The 18,107-nt window shown below is 69.5% G+C and carries 18 protein-coding genes; 10 read left to right on the top strand and 8 right to left on the bottom strand.

All coding sequences use genetic code 11. The annotated features are described in order from the left end of the window. Positions 1-4: 4 nt before the first annotated feature. Both AU194_RS21930 and AU194_RS21925 read left to right on the top strand, forming a co-directional pair. Positions 5-784 carry an enoyl-CoA hydratase/isomerase family protein gene (locus AU194_RS21930; protein ID WP_059091377.1) on the top strand — a complete coding sequence of 260 codons (780 nt, stop codon included), beginning with the start codon at positions 5-7 and terminating at the stop codon, positions 782-784. Between the two features lie 12 nt (positions 785-796). Beyond that, positions 797-2,092, top strand: coding sequence for an acyl-CoA dehydrogenase family protein (locus AU194_RS21925; RefSeq protein ID WP_059091376.1), 1,296 nt, complete (start codon positions 797-799; stop codon positions 2,090-2,092). Here the strand turns inward: AU194_RS21925 and AU194_RS21920 are convergent. From AU194_RS21920 to AU194_RS21910, 3 genes are read right to left on the bottom strand one after another with little or no spacing between them, the layout of a single operon-like run. Continuing rightward, positions 2,089-3,039 (bottom strand): phosphotransferase family protein, encoded by a 951-nt coding sequence (locus tag AU194_RS21920; RefSeq protein ID WP_059091375.1) that lies wholly within the window; start codon positions 3,037-3,039, stop codon positions 2,089-2,091. The two genes, AU194_RS21925 and AU194_RS21920, sit on opposite strands and share 4 nt — an antisense overlap. Beyond that, on the bottom strand, positions 3,032-3,820 hold the full coding sequence (locus tag AU194_RS21915; protein WP_059091374.1) for an SDR family NAD(P)-dependent oxidoreductase: 789 nt from the start codon (positions 3,818-3,820) through the stop codon (positions 3,032-3,034). The genes AU194_RS21920 and AU194_RS21915 overlap by 8 nt, the downstream gene beginning before the upstream one ends. A 59-nt stretch (positions 3,821-3,879) precedes the next feature. Next, the gene (locus AU194_RS21910; RefSeq protein ID WP_157576382.1) at positions 3,880-4,962 is read right to left on the bottom strand and encodes a PQQ-dependent sugar dehydrogenase; all 1,083 of its coding nucleotides are present in this window, start codon (positions 4,960-4,962) and stop codon (positions 3,880-3,882) included. A 226-nt stretch (positions 4,963-5,188) separates the two neighbouring features. On the opposite strand from AU194_RS21910, the gene AU194_RS21905 reads away from it, so the two are divergent. Then, complete coding sequence (locus tag AU194_RS21905; protein ID WP_059091372.1) at positions 5,189-6,028, top strand: DoxX family protein; 840 nt, start codon at positions 5,189-5,191, stop codon at positions 6,026-6,028. Between the two features lie 5 nt (positions 6,029-6,033). On the opposite strand, the gene AU194_RS21900 is transcribed toward AU194_RS21905, so the two are convergent. Continuing rightward, positions 6,034-6,423: a PH domain-containing protein gene (locus AU194_RS21900; protein ID WP_059091371.1), complete on the bottom strand. Its 390-nt coding sequence runs from the start codon at positions 6,421-6,423 to the stop codon at positions 6,034-6,036. A 261-nt stretch (positions 6,424-6,684) separates the two neighbouring features. On the opposite strand from AU194_RS21900, the gene AU194_RS21895 reads away from it, so the two are divergent. Genes AU194_RS21895 through ilvC form a run of 3 tightly spaced genes read left to right on the top strand, consistent with a single transcriptional unit; the run spans position 6,685 to position 10,115 of the window. After that, positions 6,685-8,556, top strand: a complete 1,872-nt coding sequence (locus tag AU194_RS21895) for an acetolactate synthase large subunit (protein ID WP_059091370.1) — start codon at positions 6,685-6,687, stop codon at positions 8,554-8,556. Further along, on the top strand, positions 8,556-9,068 hold the full coding sequence (gene ilvN / locus AU194_RS21890; protein WP_059091369.1) for an acetolactate synthase small subunit: 513 nt from the start codon (positions 8,556-8,558) through the stop codon (positions 9,066-9,068). The genes AU194_RS21895 and ilvN overlap by 1 nt, the downstream gene beginning before the upstream one ends. A gap of 45 nt (positions 9,069-9,113) precedes the next feature. Continuing rightward, on the top strand, positions 9,114-10,115 hold the full coding sequence (ilvC, locus tag AU194_RS21885) for a ketol-acid reductoisomerase (protein WP_197417708.1): 1,002 nt from the start codon (positions 9,114-9,116) through the stop codon (positions 10,113-10,115). A 62-nt stretch (positions 10,116-10,177) separates the two neighbouring features. Here the strand turns inward: ilvC and AU194_RS21880 are convergent, their stop codons facing one another. Next, positions 10,178-11,608 carry an NAD(P)/FAD-dependent oxidoreductase gene (locus AU194_RS21880; protein WP_197417704.1) on the bottom strand — a complete coding sequence of 477 codons (1,431 nt, stop codon included), beginning with the start codon at positions 11,606-11,608 and terminating at the stop codon, positions 10,178-10,180. Positions 11,609-11,689: 81 nt separating this feature from the next. Between AU194_RS21880 and serA the strand changes: the two genes are divergently transcribed. Genes serA through AU194_RS21865 form a run of 3 tightly spaced genes read left to right on the top strand, consistent with a single transcriptional unit; the run spans position 11,690 to position 14,892 of the window. Next, positions 11,690-13,276, top strand: coding sequence for a phosphoglycerate dehydrogenase (serA, locus tag AU194_RS21875; protein WP_059091367.1), 1,587 nt, complete (start codon positions 11,690-11,692; stop codon positions 13,274-13,276). A gap of 5 nt (positions 13,277-13,281) precedes the next feature. After that, complete coding sequence (locus AU194_RS21870) at positions 13,282-14,292, top strand: 3-isopropylmalate dehydrogenase (protein ID WP_059091398.1); 1,011 nt, start codon at positions 13,282-13,284, stop codon at positions 14,290-14,292. Further along, positions 14,293-14,892, top strand: a complete 600-nt coding sequence (locus tag AU194_RS21865; protein ID WP_059091366.1) for a hypothetical protein — start codon at positions 14,293-14,295, stop codon at positions 14,890-14,892. Here AU194_RS21865 and AU194_RS21860 read toward each other — a convergent pair. After that, complete coding sequence (locus tag AU194_RS21860) at positions 14,843-16,072, bottom strand: amidohydrolase family protein (RefSeq protein ID WP_059091365.1); 1,230 nt, start codon at positions 16,070-16,072, stop codon at positions 14,843-14,845. The two genes, AU194_RS21865 and AU194_RS21860, sit on opposite strands and share 50 nt — an antisense overlap. A gap of 9 nt (positions 16,073-16,081) precedes the next feature. Then, positions 16,082-16,408, bottom strand: coding sequence for an antibiotic biosynthesis monooxygenase (locus AU194_RS21855; RefSeq protein ID WP_059091364.1), 327 nt, complete (start codon positions 16,406-16,408; stop codon positions 16,082-16,084). 58 nt (positions 16,409-16,466) lie between these two features. Between AU194_RS21855 and AU194_RS21850 the strand changes: the two genes are divergently transcribed. Further along, a complete protein-coding gene (locus tag AU194_RS21850; protein WP_059091363.1) occupies positions 16,467-16,901 on the top strand; it encodes a MarR family winged helix-turn-helix transcriptional regulator in 435 nt (144 codons plus the stop codon). On the opposite strand, the gene AU194_RS21845 is transcribed toward AU194_RS21850, so the two are convergent. Further along, positions 16,882-18,084 (bottom strand): MFS transporter, encoded by a 1,203-nt coding sequence (locus AU194_RS21845; protein WP_059091362.1) that lies wholly within the window; start codon positions 18,082-18,084, stop codon positions 16,882-16,884. The genes AU194_RS21850 and AU194_RS21845 overlap by 20 nt on opposite strands. Positions 18,085-18,107: the final 23 nt, after the last annotated feature.

Here is an 18,107-nt window from a genome sequence, read left to right as displayed (position 1 = left end):
CGGCATGCCCGAGACCATCGGCGTCGACCACCCCGCCGACGGTGTGGCGCTGCTACGCCTCAACCGGCCCGACCGGCTCAACGCGATCAACCACGTCATGCGGACCGAACTGCGCCAGGCCCTCGACACGCTGGCCGGTGACCGCACCGTCCGCGCGGTCGTGCTCACCGGGGCGGGCCGCGGTTTCTGCTCCGGCCTCGACGTCCGGAATTTCGGTGCGGGCATGCTCGACGCGGACGCACCCGCCATCGACCGGATGCGCTTCCAGGAGTCCATGGCGGCGCTGCCCCAGGCGGTCCGCGCGCTGCCGCAACCGGTGATCGCCGCGGTCAACGGTCCCTGCGTCGGCGCCGGGATGGCACTGTGCCTGGCGGCCGACATCAGGATCTGTTCGCCCGCAGCGTCATTCGGCAACGCGGCCATCCTGCTCGGACTCTCCGGTGCGGAGATGGGGATGAGCTACCACCTCCCGCGCATCGTCGGCACGAGTGTCGCCGCGGACTGGATGCTGACCGGCCGTACCGTGGCCGCCGAGGAGGCCGACCGCCGCGGGCTGGTCAGCCAGATCGTCGAGGCCGACACCCTCGTCGACCGTGCGATCGAACTGGCCGGGCACGTCGCGGGTCTGGCGCCGCTGGGTGTCGAACTGACCAAACGCGCATTGCAGGTCAACACCGACGCCGCGGATCTGACCGCCGCGCTCGAGTTGGAGAACCGCAACCAGGTGCTGGCCCATGCGACCGACGACGCTGCCGCGCGCCGGCAGCGGTGGGCAGGGAAGTAGGAGGACGCGTCGATGGCGTGGGATTTCTCGACCGACCCGGAATGGGCCGAACAACTGAAGTGGGTCGACGAGTTCGTGCGGTCGGAATGCGAACCGATCGACCTGATCGTCAAGGAGTCGCACGACCTCGATGATCCGGTGCGCCAGGCGTTGATCCCGCCGCTGCAGCAGATCGTGAAGGAGCGCGGTCTGTGGGCCACTCATCTCGGACCGCACCTCGGCGGACCGGGCTACGGACAGGTGAAACTGGCACTGCTGAACGAGATCCTGGGTCGCTCGGAGTGTGCGCCGATCGTATTCGGTTCGCAGGCGCCCGATTCCGGCAACAGTGAGATCCTCGCCCATTACGGCACCCCCGAGCTCAAGCAGCGCTACCTCGAACCCCTCCTCGACAACCGCATCATCTCGTGCTTCTCGATGACCGAACCGCACGGTGGGGCCGATCCGAAGGTCTTCACCACCACCGCCGAACCCGATGGCGACCACTGGGTGATCAACGGGGAGAAGTGGTACTCGTCGTTCGCGTCGAAGGCCTCGTTCATCATCGTGATGGCGATGACCGATCCGGATGCGCCGCCGTATCAGCGCTATTCGATGTTCGTCATCCCCGGCGGTACGCCCGGTGTCAACGTCGTGCGCGACGTCGGCCTGGGTTATCAGCCGCTCGGCGGTGGCGGACGCGAGGGATATGTGCGCTACGAGAACGTGCGCGTGCCCGCCGACCACATGCTGGGGCCGCGCGGGGGTGCGTTCGTGGTGGCCCAGACCCGGCTCGGCGGCGGCCGCATCCACCATGCCATGCGGACGGTCGGATTGGTGCGGCGGATCTTCGACATGATCACCGAACGCGCGGTGTCGCGGTACACGCAGGGCGGTCTGCTCTCCGACAAGCAGATGGTTCAGGAGATGGTCGCCGACTCGTGGATGGAGATCGAGGCGTTCCGGCTGCTGACCCTGCAGACCGCCTGGAAGATCGACCAGTACAACGACTACAAGGCGGTGCGCGCCGACATCTCGGCGGTCAAGGCGATGATGCAGAAGGTGCTGCACGACGTGTCGGCCCGTGCGCTGCAGATCCACGGTTCGCTCGGCACGTCGCACGAGATGCCGTTCGTGCAGTACCTCACCGAGTCGTTCGTGCTCGGGCTGGCCGATGGTCCGACCGAGGTGCACAAGGTGACGCTGGCCCGTTTGCTGCTCGCCGGCGTCGAACCCGCCCCGGACACGTTCCCGTCGGAGCACCTGCTGCGGCTCAAGGCCGCTGCCGAGGCGAAGTTCGCCGACAAGCTGGCCGGCATCCCGCGTTAGCCGAGCAGCGCGCGCGTCCGCTCCAGCAGCCGGGGCAGCACCGGCGCCATCGCCTCGAATTCCGCACGGGGAGCGGGCTTCCGGCGGTTGTGCTTGACGATGAGCGACCAGGTGGCCGTCGACTTGAAACACGCCAGCGCGGTGAACCAGGCGAGATCGGGCACCTCGTCGCCGAGCGCGCCCCGGTAGCAGTCGGCCAACTCGGCCACCGACGGTGCCAGACCTTCGTGCGGGGTGGACCGGCGGTAGGTGTGCGGATCGGCGTTGGCGAGGAACCACCCGACATCGATGCGCGGGTCGCCGACCGACCAGATCTCCCAGTCGATCACCGCGGCGATCCGCGCCCCGGTCGCCACGCAGTTGCCGAGCCGGAAGTCGCCGTGTACCACGCTCGACCGCATCGGGGCGGGCACACTGGCGCGCAGGGTGTCCCGTACGTCCTCCCAGCCGGGCGCCAGATCCTGGTCGACGGTGCGCAGCGTGGCCGACCACCGGTCGATCTCCGCTGCGGCGTCGCCCACCGGTTCACCGGTGAGTCCGAGGTCGGCCGGCGCGACCCGGTGCAGCGCGGCCAGCACCCGCGCCGCGTTCCGGAACCGTTGTGGCACAGCGGGTTCGGCAGGTGCACAGTCGTCGAACAACGGCTCGAAGGTCTCGCCGTCGATCAACGTCATCGCGAACAACGGCGGCGCGTCGGCGTCGGTCCACACCACCTCGGGCACCGGCACGTCCGTCGCCGCGAGCGCCTGGATCATCCGCGCCTGCCGCAGCACGTCCCGGTGCCCGACCGGCGCGTGTCCGGGCGGTGCCACCTTCACGACGACCGGCCGCTCACCCATCCGGGCGCGGAAGGTCAGACTCGACGCGCCGCCCGCCAGCGGCACCACCTCCGCGATCCCCCCCGATGCCAACCGCTCCCGCAGTGCGCCGAGGTCGACCTCAGCCACCCAGCCGGCCCATCTCCGCCAGGAACGACTGAGTGTGCGCAATCCGACCGGTCAGCGTCGCCGGATCACCGCTACACAGGATCGCCGCGGTCTCGGTGATGAGCGCGATGTCCTCGGTGTCGGTCTTGGCCAGGTCGAGCGTGCCCGCTCCCGGCGTGGCGACAGGGTTGGTCGGCGCCGCCGCGTTGACCGCGATCCCGTCGTCGAACAGTTCTGCGGCAAGGCTTTTCGTCAACCGGTTGAGCGCGGCCTTCGCGGTGCCGTAGACACCGAAGCCCGCGGTGCGGTCGAAGTCGGAGAACGGCGGCCCCTGCGGCAGGTCGCCGCCCACCGACGTCACGTTGAGGATCCAGCCACGGCCGCGCTCGCGCATGGCGGGAATCACCAACTGGCACAGGTGCAGTGGCGCGAGCAGATGCATCTCCAACATCAGGCGGACCCGTTTGTCAGGGAAGCCGGACAGCGGCCGCAGGAACGTCACCGCCGCGTTGTTGACGAGGATGTCCGGCGCCCCGACGGTGTCGACGGTCTCGGCGAACAGCTGGTCGCGCTCGTCGGCGTGCGACAGGTCCGCCGGGAACGCGAACGCGCTGCCGCCTGCGGCGAGTATCCGGTCACGCGTCTCGCGCAGCGACCCCTGGTACTTCGGATCCGGCTCCATGGTGCGCGCGGTCAGGACCACCGTGGCGCCCTCGGCGGCCAACCGCGTCGCGATGGCCGCACCGAGACCCCGGCTGCTGCCGGTGACCAGAGCGATCTTGCCCGCACAACGTCCCGCCACAGCCGACCTCCACCGGTAATGCGCTTCTCACGAACGAGAAGTACATTACGGGTCGAACGTCAGGTGTTGTCGGCGTTGGTGCGCGGGAATCCGCCGCCCTGCGGGAACAGCGGGAACACCACGTCGTCGAGCCGTTCGGCGTCGCCCGCGGTCCGGTTCACCGTCGCACCCCACACATTGCCGTCCGCCGACAGCGCCAGCGCCCACGCGTGACCGCGGGTGTCCTGCCGGACCACCTCGGGTTCGCCGGTCACGGCGCCGGTGTCGGGCGCCTGCCGCACCGCGACGGTCTGCTTGGTGTTGACGAGGTTGACCAGCACCGCACCGTCCAGGGCGGCGCAGCCGGCGACCCCGGGCCGGTCGGGCCACGTCCAGACCGTGGAGATCTTCGAATCCTTGGTCATCTTCTGCAGCCGGTCGCCGGTCGGGGTGCGGTCGGTGACGTACAGCGCCCCGTCGGACGGATCGATGCACATCCCGCCCCCGGACCCCATCCCGCTCATCGCGGTGGTGGTCGGCGCCTGGTTGACCGTGGTGGGCTGTTCGATCCGCAGCACCTTGCCGGCCTGCGACGCCGGATCCGCCGCCGCAGCCGGATCCCCCGCGTCGCCGGTCTGCACCAGCAGGGTCGTCGGGCTGGTGAAGATCAGGGAACCGGTGTTGCCGGTGGCGCCCTTGGGGATGCCGGTCAGGATCGGTTTGGGCACGTCGCCGTCGGCGATGCGGACCACCCGGTTGTCGGTGGGGGTGCTGACGTAGGCGTACATCAGCCGGTCCTGCTTGTACGTGGGGGACAGCACGATGTCCATCAAGCCGCCGTCACCGGACGGATCGACCGGGATCGTCGTCTTCACCTTCGGTTCGGCGCGCACCGACACCTCTTTGACCGCGCCGGTGGTGCGCTCGCCGACCAGTGCGGACTGGCTGTCCGGCAGCATGATCAACCCGCTCGTGCTCTCGAGGCACCCCTGCATCACCCCGGGCGCCGGACACTCCTTGGGGAACGGTTTGGCGGGCAGGGGAGGAGGGGGCGGGGGCGTGGACGTCGGGCCCGGGCGCAGTTCGGGTTCGGTGGTGAACGGCTGCGACTGCGCACCGTCGAAACGGGCACACGCGGGAGCGGCCAGCGCGGTGACGCACATCAGTGCTGCCACTGCGCGAAGCGGCCGGCGCGTTCTCATGCTGGCCAGATTACGGATCGCGCGACCGTACGCGCCACGGCGGTCATTTCCGACCCGCGACCAGACACAGATTCGCGTTCCCGGGGCGCAATTCACGCGATTCTGTGTCTGCTCGCCGAAACGACTTGCCCAGAAGCGCCGAGGTAAATACACGATTCCGCGGTGATCTGCACTTACCCTGGCCCACGTGACCAGTCACCCCCAGGACGCACGCACCTGGCAACGGCCCGACGATCCGGCCCGGCCGACTTCGGCAAGCCTGGTCGACCCCGAAGACGACCTGCCGTCGTCGACCTACGGCGGCGATTTCGAGACCACCGCGATCCCGCGGTACGACGCCGACAAGGGCGCACCCGCGCCGCCGCCGCCGGTGTTCAACCTCATGAACGACCCAGAGCCGCTGCCCTACGTGCAGCCGCACGCCGGTCCTCCGGTGATGCCGTACGGGGCCGAACCGTCGGAGATCGGCCACGACTTCACCGGCGAACAGGTCAAGGCGGCCCGCCGCCGCGGTACCCAGGACCTCGGTCTGATGCTGCTGCGCGTCGGGTTGGGTGTCCTGCTCATCGGCCACGGCCTGCAGAAGGCGTTCGGCTGGTGGGGCGGCCCGGGTCTGGGCGGCTTCCAGGAGTCGCTGGCCGAGGTCGGCTACCAGCACGCGAACATCCTGACCTACGTCGGCGCCGTCGCCCAGATCGGCGCGGGTCTGCTGCTGGTCCTCGGGTTGTTCACGCCGGTGGCCGCCGCGGTCGCGCTGGCCTACCTGATCAACGCGCTGCTCGCCGGAGTCGCCGGCCAGTCGGAGGCGGGATTCCCGTTCTTCCTGCCCGACGGGTTCGAGTTCCAGGTGACGCTCATCGTGATCGCCGCCGCGCTGGTCCTGACCGGACCCGGTCGCTACGGCTTCGACGCGGGCCGGGGCTGGGCGCGCAGACCGTTCGTCGGCTCGTTCGTCGCGCTGCTACTCGGGATCGGGTTGGGTGTAGCGATGTGGATCCTGCTCAACGGCGCGAACCCCTTGGCGTGACCGTCTCAACGGTACGGGTTGGGCACCCGTCCGCCGCTGGCCGCGGTCAGCGTCGGCAACGTGGCGAACGTCACGGCCGGTAACCGCATCTCGCTGCCGTCGCGGCGCTTGGCCCGCGCCCAGTTCGCCTTGCTGAACCGCAGCCCTTCGATGTCGTCCCACGCCATGGTGCGGCTGCCCCACAGGTAGCGCGCGGTGACGGTGTCGCGGTCGGCCACTGTCCGCAACCGCATGATGAACAGCACTCCCACCACGGGGATGACCAGCAGCACCGTGAACCAGCGCGGATTGGCCAGCACGATCGACATCAGCCCCAGCGTGAAGAAACCGACCGCGAGATAGGCGGTGCGCGGGATCCGGATGACGACCGGGGCCGACGGGTCAGAAGTGCTCACGCCACCGATTCTGGCACCGCCGCCGGCCGGCGTTCGCACCCGCGAGGCAATTTGACCAGTGAGCAGTGCAGAGGCTACCGTCGAGTGTCATGCAGACCCCGGAGATTTTCGTAGTACTTGGTTGGCGCGTTGATGCCGCGCTGGCCCTCTGCCGGGCATAGCCACCACATCGACGCGCCACCCTCGAACAGCGACTCCGCTGTCGGGGGTTTTTTTCTGCCCGAGAACGTGCCGATTCCACCATCCAGACAAGAGGACACCGTGAGCGCACCGACCACGCGACCACCGCACCGGCCCGCGACACCCCCCGAGACGGAGCAGGCCGTGTCGGCCGTCCAGTCGACCAGCCCGAAGACGATGCGCCCCCGCACCCTGGCGCCCGAGCAGATGACCGGCGCCCAGGCAGTCATCCGGTCGCTGGAGGAGCTCGACGTCGACACGATCTTCGGCATCCCCGGCGGCGCGGTGCTCCCGGTCTACGACCCGCTGTTCGACTCGCAGAAGCTGCGCCACGTGCTGGTCCGCCATGAGCAGGGCGCCGGACACGCCGCGAGCGGGTACGCCCACGCCACCGGCAAGGTCGGCGTGATGATGGCGACCTCCGGTCCGGGCGCGACCAACCTGGTCACCCCGCTGGCCGACGCACAGATGGACTCGATCCCCGTCGTGGCGATCACCGGGCAGGTCGGCCGCGGGCTGATCGGCACCGATGCCTTCCAGGAAGCCGACATCTCCGGCATCACGATGCCGATCACTAAGCACAACTTCCTGGTCCGCAACGGCGATGACATCCCGCGCGCGCTGGCCGAGGCGTTCCACATCGCCAAGACCGGACGGCCCGGCGCGGTGCTCGTCGACATCCCGAAGGACATCCTGCAGGGACAGTGCACGTTCAGCTGGCCGCCGCAGATCGACCTGCCCGGCTACAAGCCGAACACCAAACCGCACAACCGGCAGATCCGCGAGGCCGCCAAGCTGATCGCCGCCGCCCGCAAACCGGTCCTCTACGTCGGCGGCGGCATCATCCGCGGCGAGGCGAGCGAGCAGCTGCTCGACCTGGCCGAGCTGACCGGGATCCCCGTCGTCACCACGCTGATGGCGCGCGGCGCGTTCCCCGACAGCCATCCGCAGAACCTCGGCATGCCGGGCATGCACGGCACCGTCGCCGCGGTGGCCGCCCTGCAGCGCAGCGATCTGCTCATCGCGCTGGGCACCCGCTTCGACGACCGGGTGACCGGCAAGCTGGACTCGTTCGCCCCTGACGCCAAGGTCATCCACGCCGACATCGACCCCGCCGAGATCGGCAAGAACCGCCACGCCGACGTGCCGATCGTCGGTGACGTCAAGGCCGTGATCATCGAGCTGGTGGAGGCGCTGCGCAAGGACGGCACGATCGGCGCGTTGTCGATCGACGGCTGGTGGACCTACCTGCGCGAGGTGCAGTCCACCTACCCGCTGAGCTACGGACCGCAGAGCGACGGCAGCCTGTCGCCCGAGTACGTCATCGAACAGCTGGGCAAGCTCGCCGGCCCCGACGCGATCTACGTCGCCGGGGTGGGGCAGCATCAGATGTGGGCCGCGCAGTTCATCTCCTACGAGAAACCCAAGACGTGGCTGAACTCCGGCGGTCTGGGCACCATGGGCTACGCGGTGCCCGCCGCGATGGGCGCCAAGATGGGCCGCCCGGACACCGAGGTGTGGGCCATCGACGGTGACGGCTGCTTCCAGATGACCAACCAGGAGTTGGCGACCTGTGCGATCGAGGGCATCCCGATCAAGGTGGCGCTGATCAACAACGGCAACCTCGGCATGGTCCGGCAGTGGCAGACGCTGTTCTACGAAGAGCGGTACAGCCAAACGGATCTGGCCACCCACTCGCGCCGCATCCCCGACTTCGTCAAGCTGGCCGAGGCGCTGGGTTGTGTCGGATTGCGTTGTGAGCGTTCCGAGGACGTCGTCGAGGTGATCCGCCAGGCGCAGGCCATCAACGACCGTCCGGTGGTCATCGACTTCACCGTCGGCGCCGACGCGCAGGTGTGGCCGATGGTCGCTGCAGGCACCAGCAACGACGAGATCATGGCCGCGCGCGACATCCGGCCGCTGTTCGACGACAACGAAGAAGGGCATGCCTGATGGCGGAGAACGTCCGCACCCACACCCTGTCGGTGCTCGTCGAGGATAAACCGGGTGTGCTCGCCCGGATCGCGGCGCTGTTCTCGCGGCGCGGCTTCAACATCCAGTCCCTGGCCGTCGGCGCGACGGAACAGAAGGACATGTCGCGGATGACGATCGTCGTCAGCGCCGACGAGGCCCCGCTCGAGCAGGTCACCAAACAGCTCAACAAGCTGATCAACGTGATCAAGATCGTCGAACAGGACGAGACGAACTCGGTGGCACGCGAACTCGCGCTGATCAAGGTGCGCGCCGATGCCGCCACCCGCGGTCAGGTCATCGAGGCGGTGAACCTGTTCCGCGCGAAGGTCGTCGACGTGTCGACCGAATCGCTGACCGTCGAGGCCACCGGAACGCAAGAGAAGCTCGACGCGTTACTCCGGGTGCTCGAGCCGTACGGCATCCGTGAGATCGTGCAGTCCGGGGTGGTGTCGTTGTCGCGCGGTCCGCGTGGCATCGGCGCCGCCAAGTAGATCCCAAACCGCAAGTCAGAGAAGGAAAAACCAGTGGCAGTTGAGATGTTCTACGACGATGATGCCGACCTGTCCATCATCCAGGGACGCAAGGTCGCCGTCATCGGCTACGGCAGCCAGGGGCACGCGCACTCGCTGAGCCTGCGCGACTCCGGCGTCGAGGTGAAGGTCGGCCTCAAGGAGGGGTCGAAGTCGCGCGAGAAGGTCACCGAGCAGGGCCTCGAGGTCGGCACCCCGGCCGAGGTGACCAAGTGGGCCGACGTGATCATGCTGCTGGCTCCTGACACCGCACAGGCCGAGATCTTCACGAACGACATCGAGCCGAACCTCGAGGACGGCAACGCGCTGTTCTTCGGCCACGGCCTCAACATCCACTTCGGTTTGATCAAGCCGCCGGCCAACGTCACCATCGGCATGGTCGCCCCCAAGGGGCCGGGCCACCTGGTGCGCCGCCAGTTCGTCGACGGCAAGGGCGTGCCCTGCCTGATCGCCGTCCACCAGGACCCCAAGGGTGAGGGCCAGGCGCTCGCGCTGTCCTACGCTGCCGCGATCGGTGGCGCCCGCGCCGGCGTCATCAAGACCGACTTCAAGGAAGAGACCGAGACCGACCTGTTCGGCGAGCAGGCCGTGTTGTGCGGTGGCACCGAAGAGCTCGTCAAGGCGGGCTTCGACATCATGGTCGAGGCCGGCTACGCGCCGGAGATGGCGTACTTCGAGGTGCTGCACGAGCTCAAGCTGATCGTCGACCTGATGTACGAGGGCGGCATCGCCCGGATGAACTACTCGGTGTCCGACACCGCGGAGTTCGGTGGCTACCTGTCGGGTCCGCGCGTCATCGACGCCGACACCAAGGAGCGGATGCGCGCCATCCTCAAGGACATCCAGGACGGCACGTTCGTCAAGCGCCTGGTCGCCAACGTCGAGGGCGGTAACAAGGAGCTCGAGGGGCTGCGCAAGCAGAACGCCGAGCACCCGATCGAGGTCACCGGCAAGAAGCTGCGCGACCTGATGAGCTGGGTCGACCGGCCGATCACCGAAACCGCTTAACTCTCTTCGATTTCGGTGTAGTTGGTTGCGGTGAGCGCAACCAACTACACCGAATTCGCGTTTCAGGGGGCGAGGCTCGGCATCTCCTTGATGCCGAACTCACGGCGCAGCACCGTGCGCGCGGCGTAGTAGCCGGCCATCCCGTGCACCCCGGTGCCGGGCGGGGTGGCCGACGAACACAGGTAGGCCTTCGGAATCGGCGTCGTCCACGGATTGAGCCGCAGCGTCGGGCCGACCATCGCCCCGAACAGCGTCGCCCCGCCGACGATGATGTCGCCGCCGACGTAATTGGCGTTGTGCCCACTCATCTGGGCGGCGGGGACGCAGCGGGCCGCGACGACCAGATCGCGGAAACCCGGGGCGGCGCGCTCGAACATCGCGGTGATCGTCTCGGTGAGATCGGCCTGCGAGCCCGACGGGACATGCGCGTACGTCCACAGCGGCCTGCGGGCTTGCGCGTCGATGCGCGACGGATCCACCAGGTGCGGCAGCGACGCCAGCGTCATCGGCCACTCGGCGTGCCGTCCCGCCGCGACCTCCTTCTCGGCCAGCGCCATCTGGGCCCGGCTGCCGCCCATGTGGACGGTGGCCGCGTCGCGTAGCCGCGCGTCGCGCCACGGGATCTCCCCGGAGAGCACGAAGTCGACCTTGCACACCCCGGGCCCGTACCGGTAGTGACGCAGCGCCTTTGCGTAGCGCGGCGGGACCGCATCGCCGTAGATCGACAGCAGTGCGGTCGGCGCGGTGTCGTAAATGGTGACCCCGTCCGGCGGGGTGGTGACCGGTTCGCCGAGAACCAGTTCGCCGCCGTGCGCCTCGAGATCGGCGATCAGCGCGTCGGCGATGCGCTGGGTGCCGCCGACCGGCACGGGCCAGCCCGCGGTGTGGGCGACCGTGCCCAGCATGAGACCCGCCCCGCTGTTCACCGGCGAAGGAACCCGGTGAATGGCGTGCGCGCCGACCCCGGTGAACAGCGCCCTGGCGTCCTCCCCGCGCAGCGCCCCCCACACCGGGCTGCCGTGGGCCAGCACCCGCAGCCCGGTGCGCACCGTCGTCGGCAGATCCGGCGGCAGCGACCGCTTGTCGCCGAGGAAGAAGCCGAGCACCCCGTCGACATGCTCGACGAGCGGACTGAACAACCGGCGCCACGAGTCGCCGTCGTCGAGTTCGGCGCAGGTCCGCTCCAGGGACCGGTACGCGACGGCGGCGGGCCGACCCGGCAACGGGTTGGCGTAGGACACCTCCGGGGCGATCAACTCCACCCCGCGTGCGGCCAGATCGAAGGCCGCGAAGAACGGTGACGCCACCCCGAGCGGGTGCACCGCCGAACACACGTCGTGCCGGATGCCGGGGTAGTCGGGGTCGGTGGCCGTGCGCGCTCCGCCACCGGCGGTGGGCTGGCCCTCGATGACGCGCACCCGCAACCCGGCACGCGCACAGATGACCGCGGCGGCCAGCCCGTTCGGACCACTGCCGACGACGGTGATGTCCACTTTGTCGATGACCTCCCGCGTCGGCGCAATTGCCCGTATCCTGCCCGAGGCTCCGAAACTAGCGACCTTTAGGCTGACCGGGTGAGTCTTCCTGTTGTACTGATAGCCGACAAGCTCGCGGAGAGCACCGTCGCCGCCCTCGGTGACCAGGTCGAGGTGCGCTGGGTGGACGGTCCGGATCGCGAGAAACTGCTCGCCGCCGTCCCCGAGGCCGAAGCCCTGCTGGTCCGCTCGGCGACCACCGTCGACGCCGAGGTGTTGGCCGCCGCCCCCAAACTCAAGATCGTTGCCCGCGCGGGCGTCGGGCTCGACAACGTCGACGTCGACGCCGCCACCGCACGCGGTGTGCTCGTCGTCAACGCGCCGACGTCGAACATCCACAGCGCCGCCGAACACGCGATCGCCCTGCTGCTTTCGGCCGCACGTCAGGTGCCGGCCGCCGACGCGACGCTGCGCGAGAAGACCTGGAAGCGGTCGTCGTTCTCGGGCACCGAGATCTTCGGCAAGACCGTCGGCGTCGTCGGGCTGGGCCGCATCGGCCAGCTGGTGGCCGCGCGACTGGCCGCGTTCGGCACCCACGTGGTGGCCTACGACCCCTACGTCTCGCACGCGCGCGCCGCGCAGCTGGGCATCGAACTGCTCACCCTCGACGAGCTGCTGGAGCGCGCCGACTTCATCTCGGTGCATCTGCCCAAGACGCCGGAGACCGCGGGGCTGATCGGCCGCGAGGCGCTGGCCAAGACCAAACCCGGCGTGATCATCGTCAACGCGGCGCGCGGCGGCCTGATCGACGAGCAGGCGCTGGCCGACGCCGTCAGCAGCGGGCACGTCCGCGCCGCGGGCCTCGACGTGTTCTCCACCGAACCGTGCACCGACAGCCCGCTGTTCGAGCTGCCGCAGGTCGTCGTCACCCCTCATCTGGGGGCGTCGACCGCCGAGGCCCAGGACCGTGCGGGCACCGACGTCGCGGCGAGCGTGCGCTTGGCGCTGGCCGGAGAGTTCGTCCCCGACGCGGTCAACGTCGGCGGCGGTGCCGTCGGCGAGGAGGTGGCGCCGTGGCTGGATCTGGTCCGCAAGCTCGGGCTGCTCGCCGGCACGCTGGCCACCGAGCCGACGACCACGCTGTCGGTGCGGGTCTGTGGTGAGCTCGCCTCCGAAGAGGTCGAGGTGCTGCGGCTCTCGGCGCTGCGCGGGCTGTTCTCCACGGTGACCGATCAGCAGGTGACGTTCGTCAACGCGCCCGCACTGGCCGCCGAGCGCGGAGTGCAGGCCGAGATCACGACCGCGTCGGAGAGCCCCAACCACCGCAGTGTCGTCGACGTGCGGGCGGTCGGCTCCGACGGTTCGGTGACCAACGTGGCGGGCACCCTGACCGGACCGCAGCAGGTCCAGAAGGTCGTCCAGATCAACGGCCGCAACTTCGATCTGCGCGCCGAGGGCGTGAACCTGATCGTCAACTACATCGATCAGCCCGGTGCGCTCGGCAAGATCGGCACGCTGCTCGGCGGTGCGGACGTCAACATCCACGCCGCGCAGCTCAGCGAGGACGCCGAGGGTCCCGGTGCCACGATCCTGCTGCGCCTCGATCGTGACGTTCCCGCCGACGTGCGGACCGCGATCGCCGAGGCGGTCGACGCCAAGAGACTGGAAGTGGTGGATCTGTCGTGACATCGATGAAACTGGCCATCGTCGCGGGTGACGGTATCGGACCCGAGGTGATCGGCGAGGCCGTCAAGGTGCTCGACGCGGTGCTGCCCGACGTCGAGAAGACGAGTTACGACCTCGGCGCCCGGCGCTACCACGCGACCGGCGAGATCCTGCCCGATTCGGTGCTCGAGGAGCTCAAATCCCACGATGCGATCCTGTTGGGCGCCATCGGTGATCCGTCGGTGCCCAGCGGGGTGCTCGAACGGGGTCTGCTGCTGCGCACCCGGTTCGCGCTGGACCACCACATCAACCTGCGGCCGGCCAAGCTCTATCCCGGCGTCACCGGTCCGCTGGCCGGTAACCCCGAGATCGACTTCGTCGTGGTGCGCGAGGGTACCGAGGGGCCCTACACCGGCACCGGCGGCGCGATCCGCGTCGGCACCCCCAACGAGGTGGCCACCGAGGTCAGCCTGAACACCGCGTTCGGCGTGCGCCGGGTGGTCGAGGACGCGTTCCGCCGCGCCCAGCAGCGCCGCAAGCACCTGACCCTGGTGCACAAGAACAACGTGCTGACCTTCGCCGGCGCGCTGTGGTGGCGCACCGTGCAGGAAGTGGCCGAGCAGTACCCCGACGTCGAGATCGCCTACCAGCACGTCGATGCCGCGATGATCCACATCGTCACCGATCCGGGCCGGTTCGACGTCATCGTCACCGACAACCTGTTCGGCGACATCGTCACCGACCTGGCCGCCGCGGTGTGCGGCGGGATCGGGCTGGCCGCCAGCGGCAACATCGACGCCACGCGCACCAACCCGTCGATGTTCGAACCGGTGCACGGCAGCGCCCCGGACATCGCCGGGCAGGGCATCGCGGATCCGACCGCGGCGATCATGTCGGTGGCCCTGCTGCTGGCCCACGTCGGCGAGACCGACGCCGCCGCCCGCGTCGACAAGGCGGTGGAGGCGCACCTGGCCGGCCGCGGCGACGAGAAGCTCGGCACCACCGCCGTCGGTGACCGGATCGTCGGTCTGCTGTAGGTGACGACGCCGGCGCGGCAGTGCTGGCTGTTCGCGATCGGCTCCGCGCTGTTCGCGCTGGCCACCGTGCCCGGCTTCGCCGCCGTGGCCGGGGCCGGCGCGGCCAACGCGTTGTGCTTCGCCGGATCGTTCTTCTTCACCACTGCCGCGTGGCTTCAGCTCACCGGCGCCCGCGCCGGGACGCGTCTCGAATACGGTTCGGCGGCAACACAGTTCATGGGCACGCTGCTGTTCAACGTGAGTACCGGGGCGGCGGTGTGGGCGCATGCGGTCAGTGCGGAGCGTCATCTGGTGTGGGCGCCCGACGCGACGGGTTCGGCGGCGTTCCTGGTCAGCGGCGCGCTCGGGATCGCAGCGGTGACGGCGACCGCGCGTTCGCGGGTGTGGCAGGCCCAGTGGGTCAACATGATCGGGTGTGTGGCGTTCGGGGTGTCGGCGGTGGGCGCGTTCGTCACCGGGTCCGGTGTCACCGCGGACGCGCTGCTCGCCAACAGCGGAACGTTCGTCGGGGCGCTGTGTTTTCTGGCCGCCGCGCTGATGGTGCTTCCGCCTAGGACGGCAGCAACCCCGCACGGTCGATCGCCACGCGGCCCTCTTTGAGCACCAACAGGATGTTGTCGGGCTCGCCGACCGCGTCGATGTCGGCCAGTGGATCGCCCCGCACAATCACCAGGTCGGCGAGTTTGCCCGCCGCCACCGTGCCCAATTCGTCTGCCAGACCGCACAATTCGGCCGATGTCGAAGTGCCCGCGACGATCGCCTGCATCGGGGTGAGGCCGCCGAAGCGCACCAGCAGTCCGAGTTCCTTCAGGTTCGTGCCGTGGGCGGGGCTCAGCCCGGCGTCGGTGCCGACGGCGATCTTCACGCCCGCGGCGACCGAGGCACCGATCGACTCGTGAGCGACGGTGTGCCAGTGGGCGCTCTTGGCCTGACCGGCGGGGGACGAGGTCACGTCGGCCATGGTCTCCAGCAGGGTGGGAACGAGGAAGATGCCGTCGTCGACCATCTTCTGACGCAGTGCGTCGTCGAGTTGGTAGCCGTGTTCGACGCTGGTGACGCCCGCCTCGACGGCCGCCTGGATGCCGGCGTACCCGATCGCGTGCGCGGCGACGCGTTTGTGGCCGTAGGCCCCGGCCTCCTCGACCACCGCGGCGATGAGTTCCCGGCGCATGCCCAGCCATTCGGGTTGGTCGCTGGGGGAGGAGACCCCACCGCTGGTGGCCACCTTGATGACGTCGGCGCCCGCTGCGATGAGTTCGCGGGTGCGCCTGCGGGCTTCGTCGACGGTGTCGACCAGCGAGCCCCCGATCAGCGGCGTCAGGTCGATGCCGGACGGGAGATGGAAGTCGGCGTGCCCGCAGGTCTGGCTCATCATGTTGATCGCCACCAGCAACCGGGGGCCCTCGATCAGGCCGTGGGCGACGGCGTTGCGGACCCCGGCGTCGATTCCCATCAGGTCGCGGGCGGTGGTCACGCCGTTGTGCAGCGTGACGCGTAACCGGTCGATCAACTGGAAGTACTGGTACGACGGGGGATTGAGCGCCCGGTCGAGCGGCGGCGCCCCCGCGCCGGGCAGGCTGAAGTGCACATGGCAGTCGAAGAACCCGGGGCAGATCGTGTTGCCGCCGAGGTCGATTCGGGTCGCCTCAACCGAAGGCGCCCCGGACGCGGTTCCCGCCCATTGGATGCGGCCGTCGGCGACGAGCACCGCGGCGTCGGGCAGCGGTGCCGCGCCCGTGCCGTCGATGAGCGTGGCGTTGTGCAGCAGCAGGGGTTCCACGCCGACAACCTAACGCACGGCGTGCACCGCTTCGACGGTGTAGAGGTGCGGGTCGAATCCGATCGCGAGTGCGGCGGCCCGGCCCATGTGTTCGCGCGCCACCGGGTCGGCGAGCATGCGCTGGTAGGCCTCCGGGCTGTCCCACTGCGCGTAATTGACCACCCTGGTCCGGTCGGCGCTGAGGTGGAGGTTGGCCGTGCGGAACCCGTCCTGGTGTCGCATGACCTCCTCGGTGGCCTGGTCGAGCAGCTCGACCAGCGCGGTGGCGTTGGCGGGTTCGACGGTGAAGACGTTGATCAGGGTCGCGTAGGGACTGTGCGCGTCGATGCGGGTCATCTGTTCCTCCCGGTATGTCAGGTTCCTGACAATCTAGCAGGAATGTAAGGTTCCTGTCATGGGTGTGGCCGAAACCGAGTTGATGGTCGGATATCTGGTCAAGCGGGTGCAGCAGGCGCTGCGGCGGCGGTGCGATGCGGCCCTGCGGCCGACCGGGTTGTCGATGGCCCAGTACTCGGTGCTGCGGGCGCTCGCCGACCATCCCGACGCGTCGGCCTCGGAGCTGGCGCGGCTGTGCTTCGTGACGCGGCAGTCCCTGCGTGATGTGCTGACGGGCCTGCGGTCGGCGGGTCTCGTCGACGAGGCCGGGGGCCGCGACGGCGGTCGTGCCCAGCCCCTCAACGTCACCCCACAGGGGCGGCGGCGGTTGGCCGCCGCCCACACCGCGGTGGCGGGCGTCGAGGCCGCGATGCTGAGCGGCGTCTCGGACACCGCGCGGCGTCAGCTCACCCGCGCGCTGTCGGAGTGTGCGGTCAATCTCGAGCAGGCCTGACCGCGGCCTCCGGTGTGACCGGAACGAGCGGCAGTGCGAGCAGCGGCAGCACCGCGAGCAAGCCGAATGCCAACGGATATCCGAAGATCCCGATCAGCCCGCCGAACACCGGCGCGGACGCGGCCGAGGCCAGATGCTGGCTGGTGTTCTGCGTGCCAAGGGCGCGGCCACTCCAGAACGGCCCGGCGATCTCGGCGATCGCGGTGAACGCCAACCCGTTGTCCGACACGGTGATCACCGAGGCGGCGACCATCAGCGCGACGCTGACCGGGGAACCCAGCGCATCGGTGACGGCGACGAGTGCCATCACGCCGGCCGCCGCCCAGGCGATCCAGCGGATCGGGCGCAACCGGTCGCCGACCCGGTCGGACAGGTAGCCCGCGCCGACCCGGCCACCGGCGCCGAGGATCTGGGCCACCGTCACGAGTGCGCCGGCCGACGCCGCCGACCACCCGCGCTCGGACATCAGCCACACCAACGTGAACGTCCACACCACCGCCTGGGGGATGACCAACAGCACCGAGACGGCGTGGATGCGCCACAGCACCGCCCCGCCGCGGTACGGGTTGGCCAGCACCTCGGCGGCGGCTTCGGCGCGTGGGGGTCGCGGTGGGTCGAGCACGCCCACCAGGCACAGCACCGCCGCCGCCGCGCACACGATCGCCGGGAACAGCAGGGCGGTCGCGACGCCGTGACTCTGCGCCAAGCGGGGGATCACCAGCGCGCCGAGGCCGACGCCGAGCGGCACCGACGCCTGCCGGATGCCCATCACCAGACCCCGCTGATGTGGCGGGAACCACCCGACCACCAGGCGGCCACTGGCGGAATTGCTCCCGGCCGCGGCCATCCCGCCGAGGAACAGCAACGCGCCAACGGCCGGAAGCGAATCCACCGCGGCCGCGCCGAATGCCGCGGCCGCGGTGAGCGCCGAGCCGGCGGTCAGCACGAAGCGTTCACCGCTGCGGTCGACGACCCAACCCCACGCGATCAGGGTGACCACCATGCCGAAACTCGGCATCGACGACATCAAGCCCGCGACGGCGAGGTCGAGGCCGCGTTCGGTGTGCAGCGTGGGGATCAGGAACGCCGCACCGTAGATGAAGACGTTGGCGCACATCGTCGCCCCGACACCCAGCGCGAGCATCGACCAACGGCGTGCCGTCCCGAGCGCCGGTGTGGTCATACGCCCATGGTGACACGGGCATC

The organism is Mycobacterium sp. GA-2829, from assembly GCF_001499965.1.
In the GTDB taxonomy this organism is placed as follows: domain Bacteria; phylum Actinomycetota; class Actinomycetes; order Mycobacteriales; family Mycobacteriaceae; genus Mycobacterium.
Note: the sequence above shows the minus strand (reverse complement) of the source record. Positions and strands in the feature narration are given on the sequence as shown.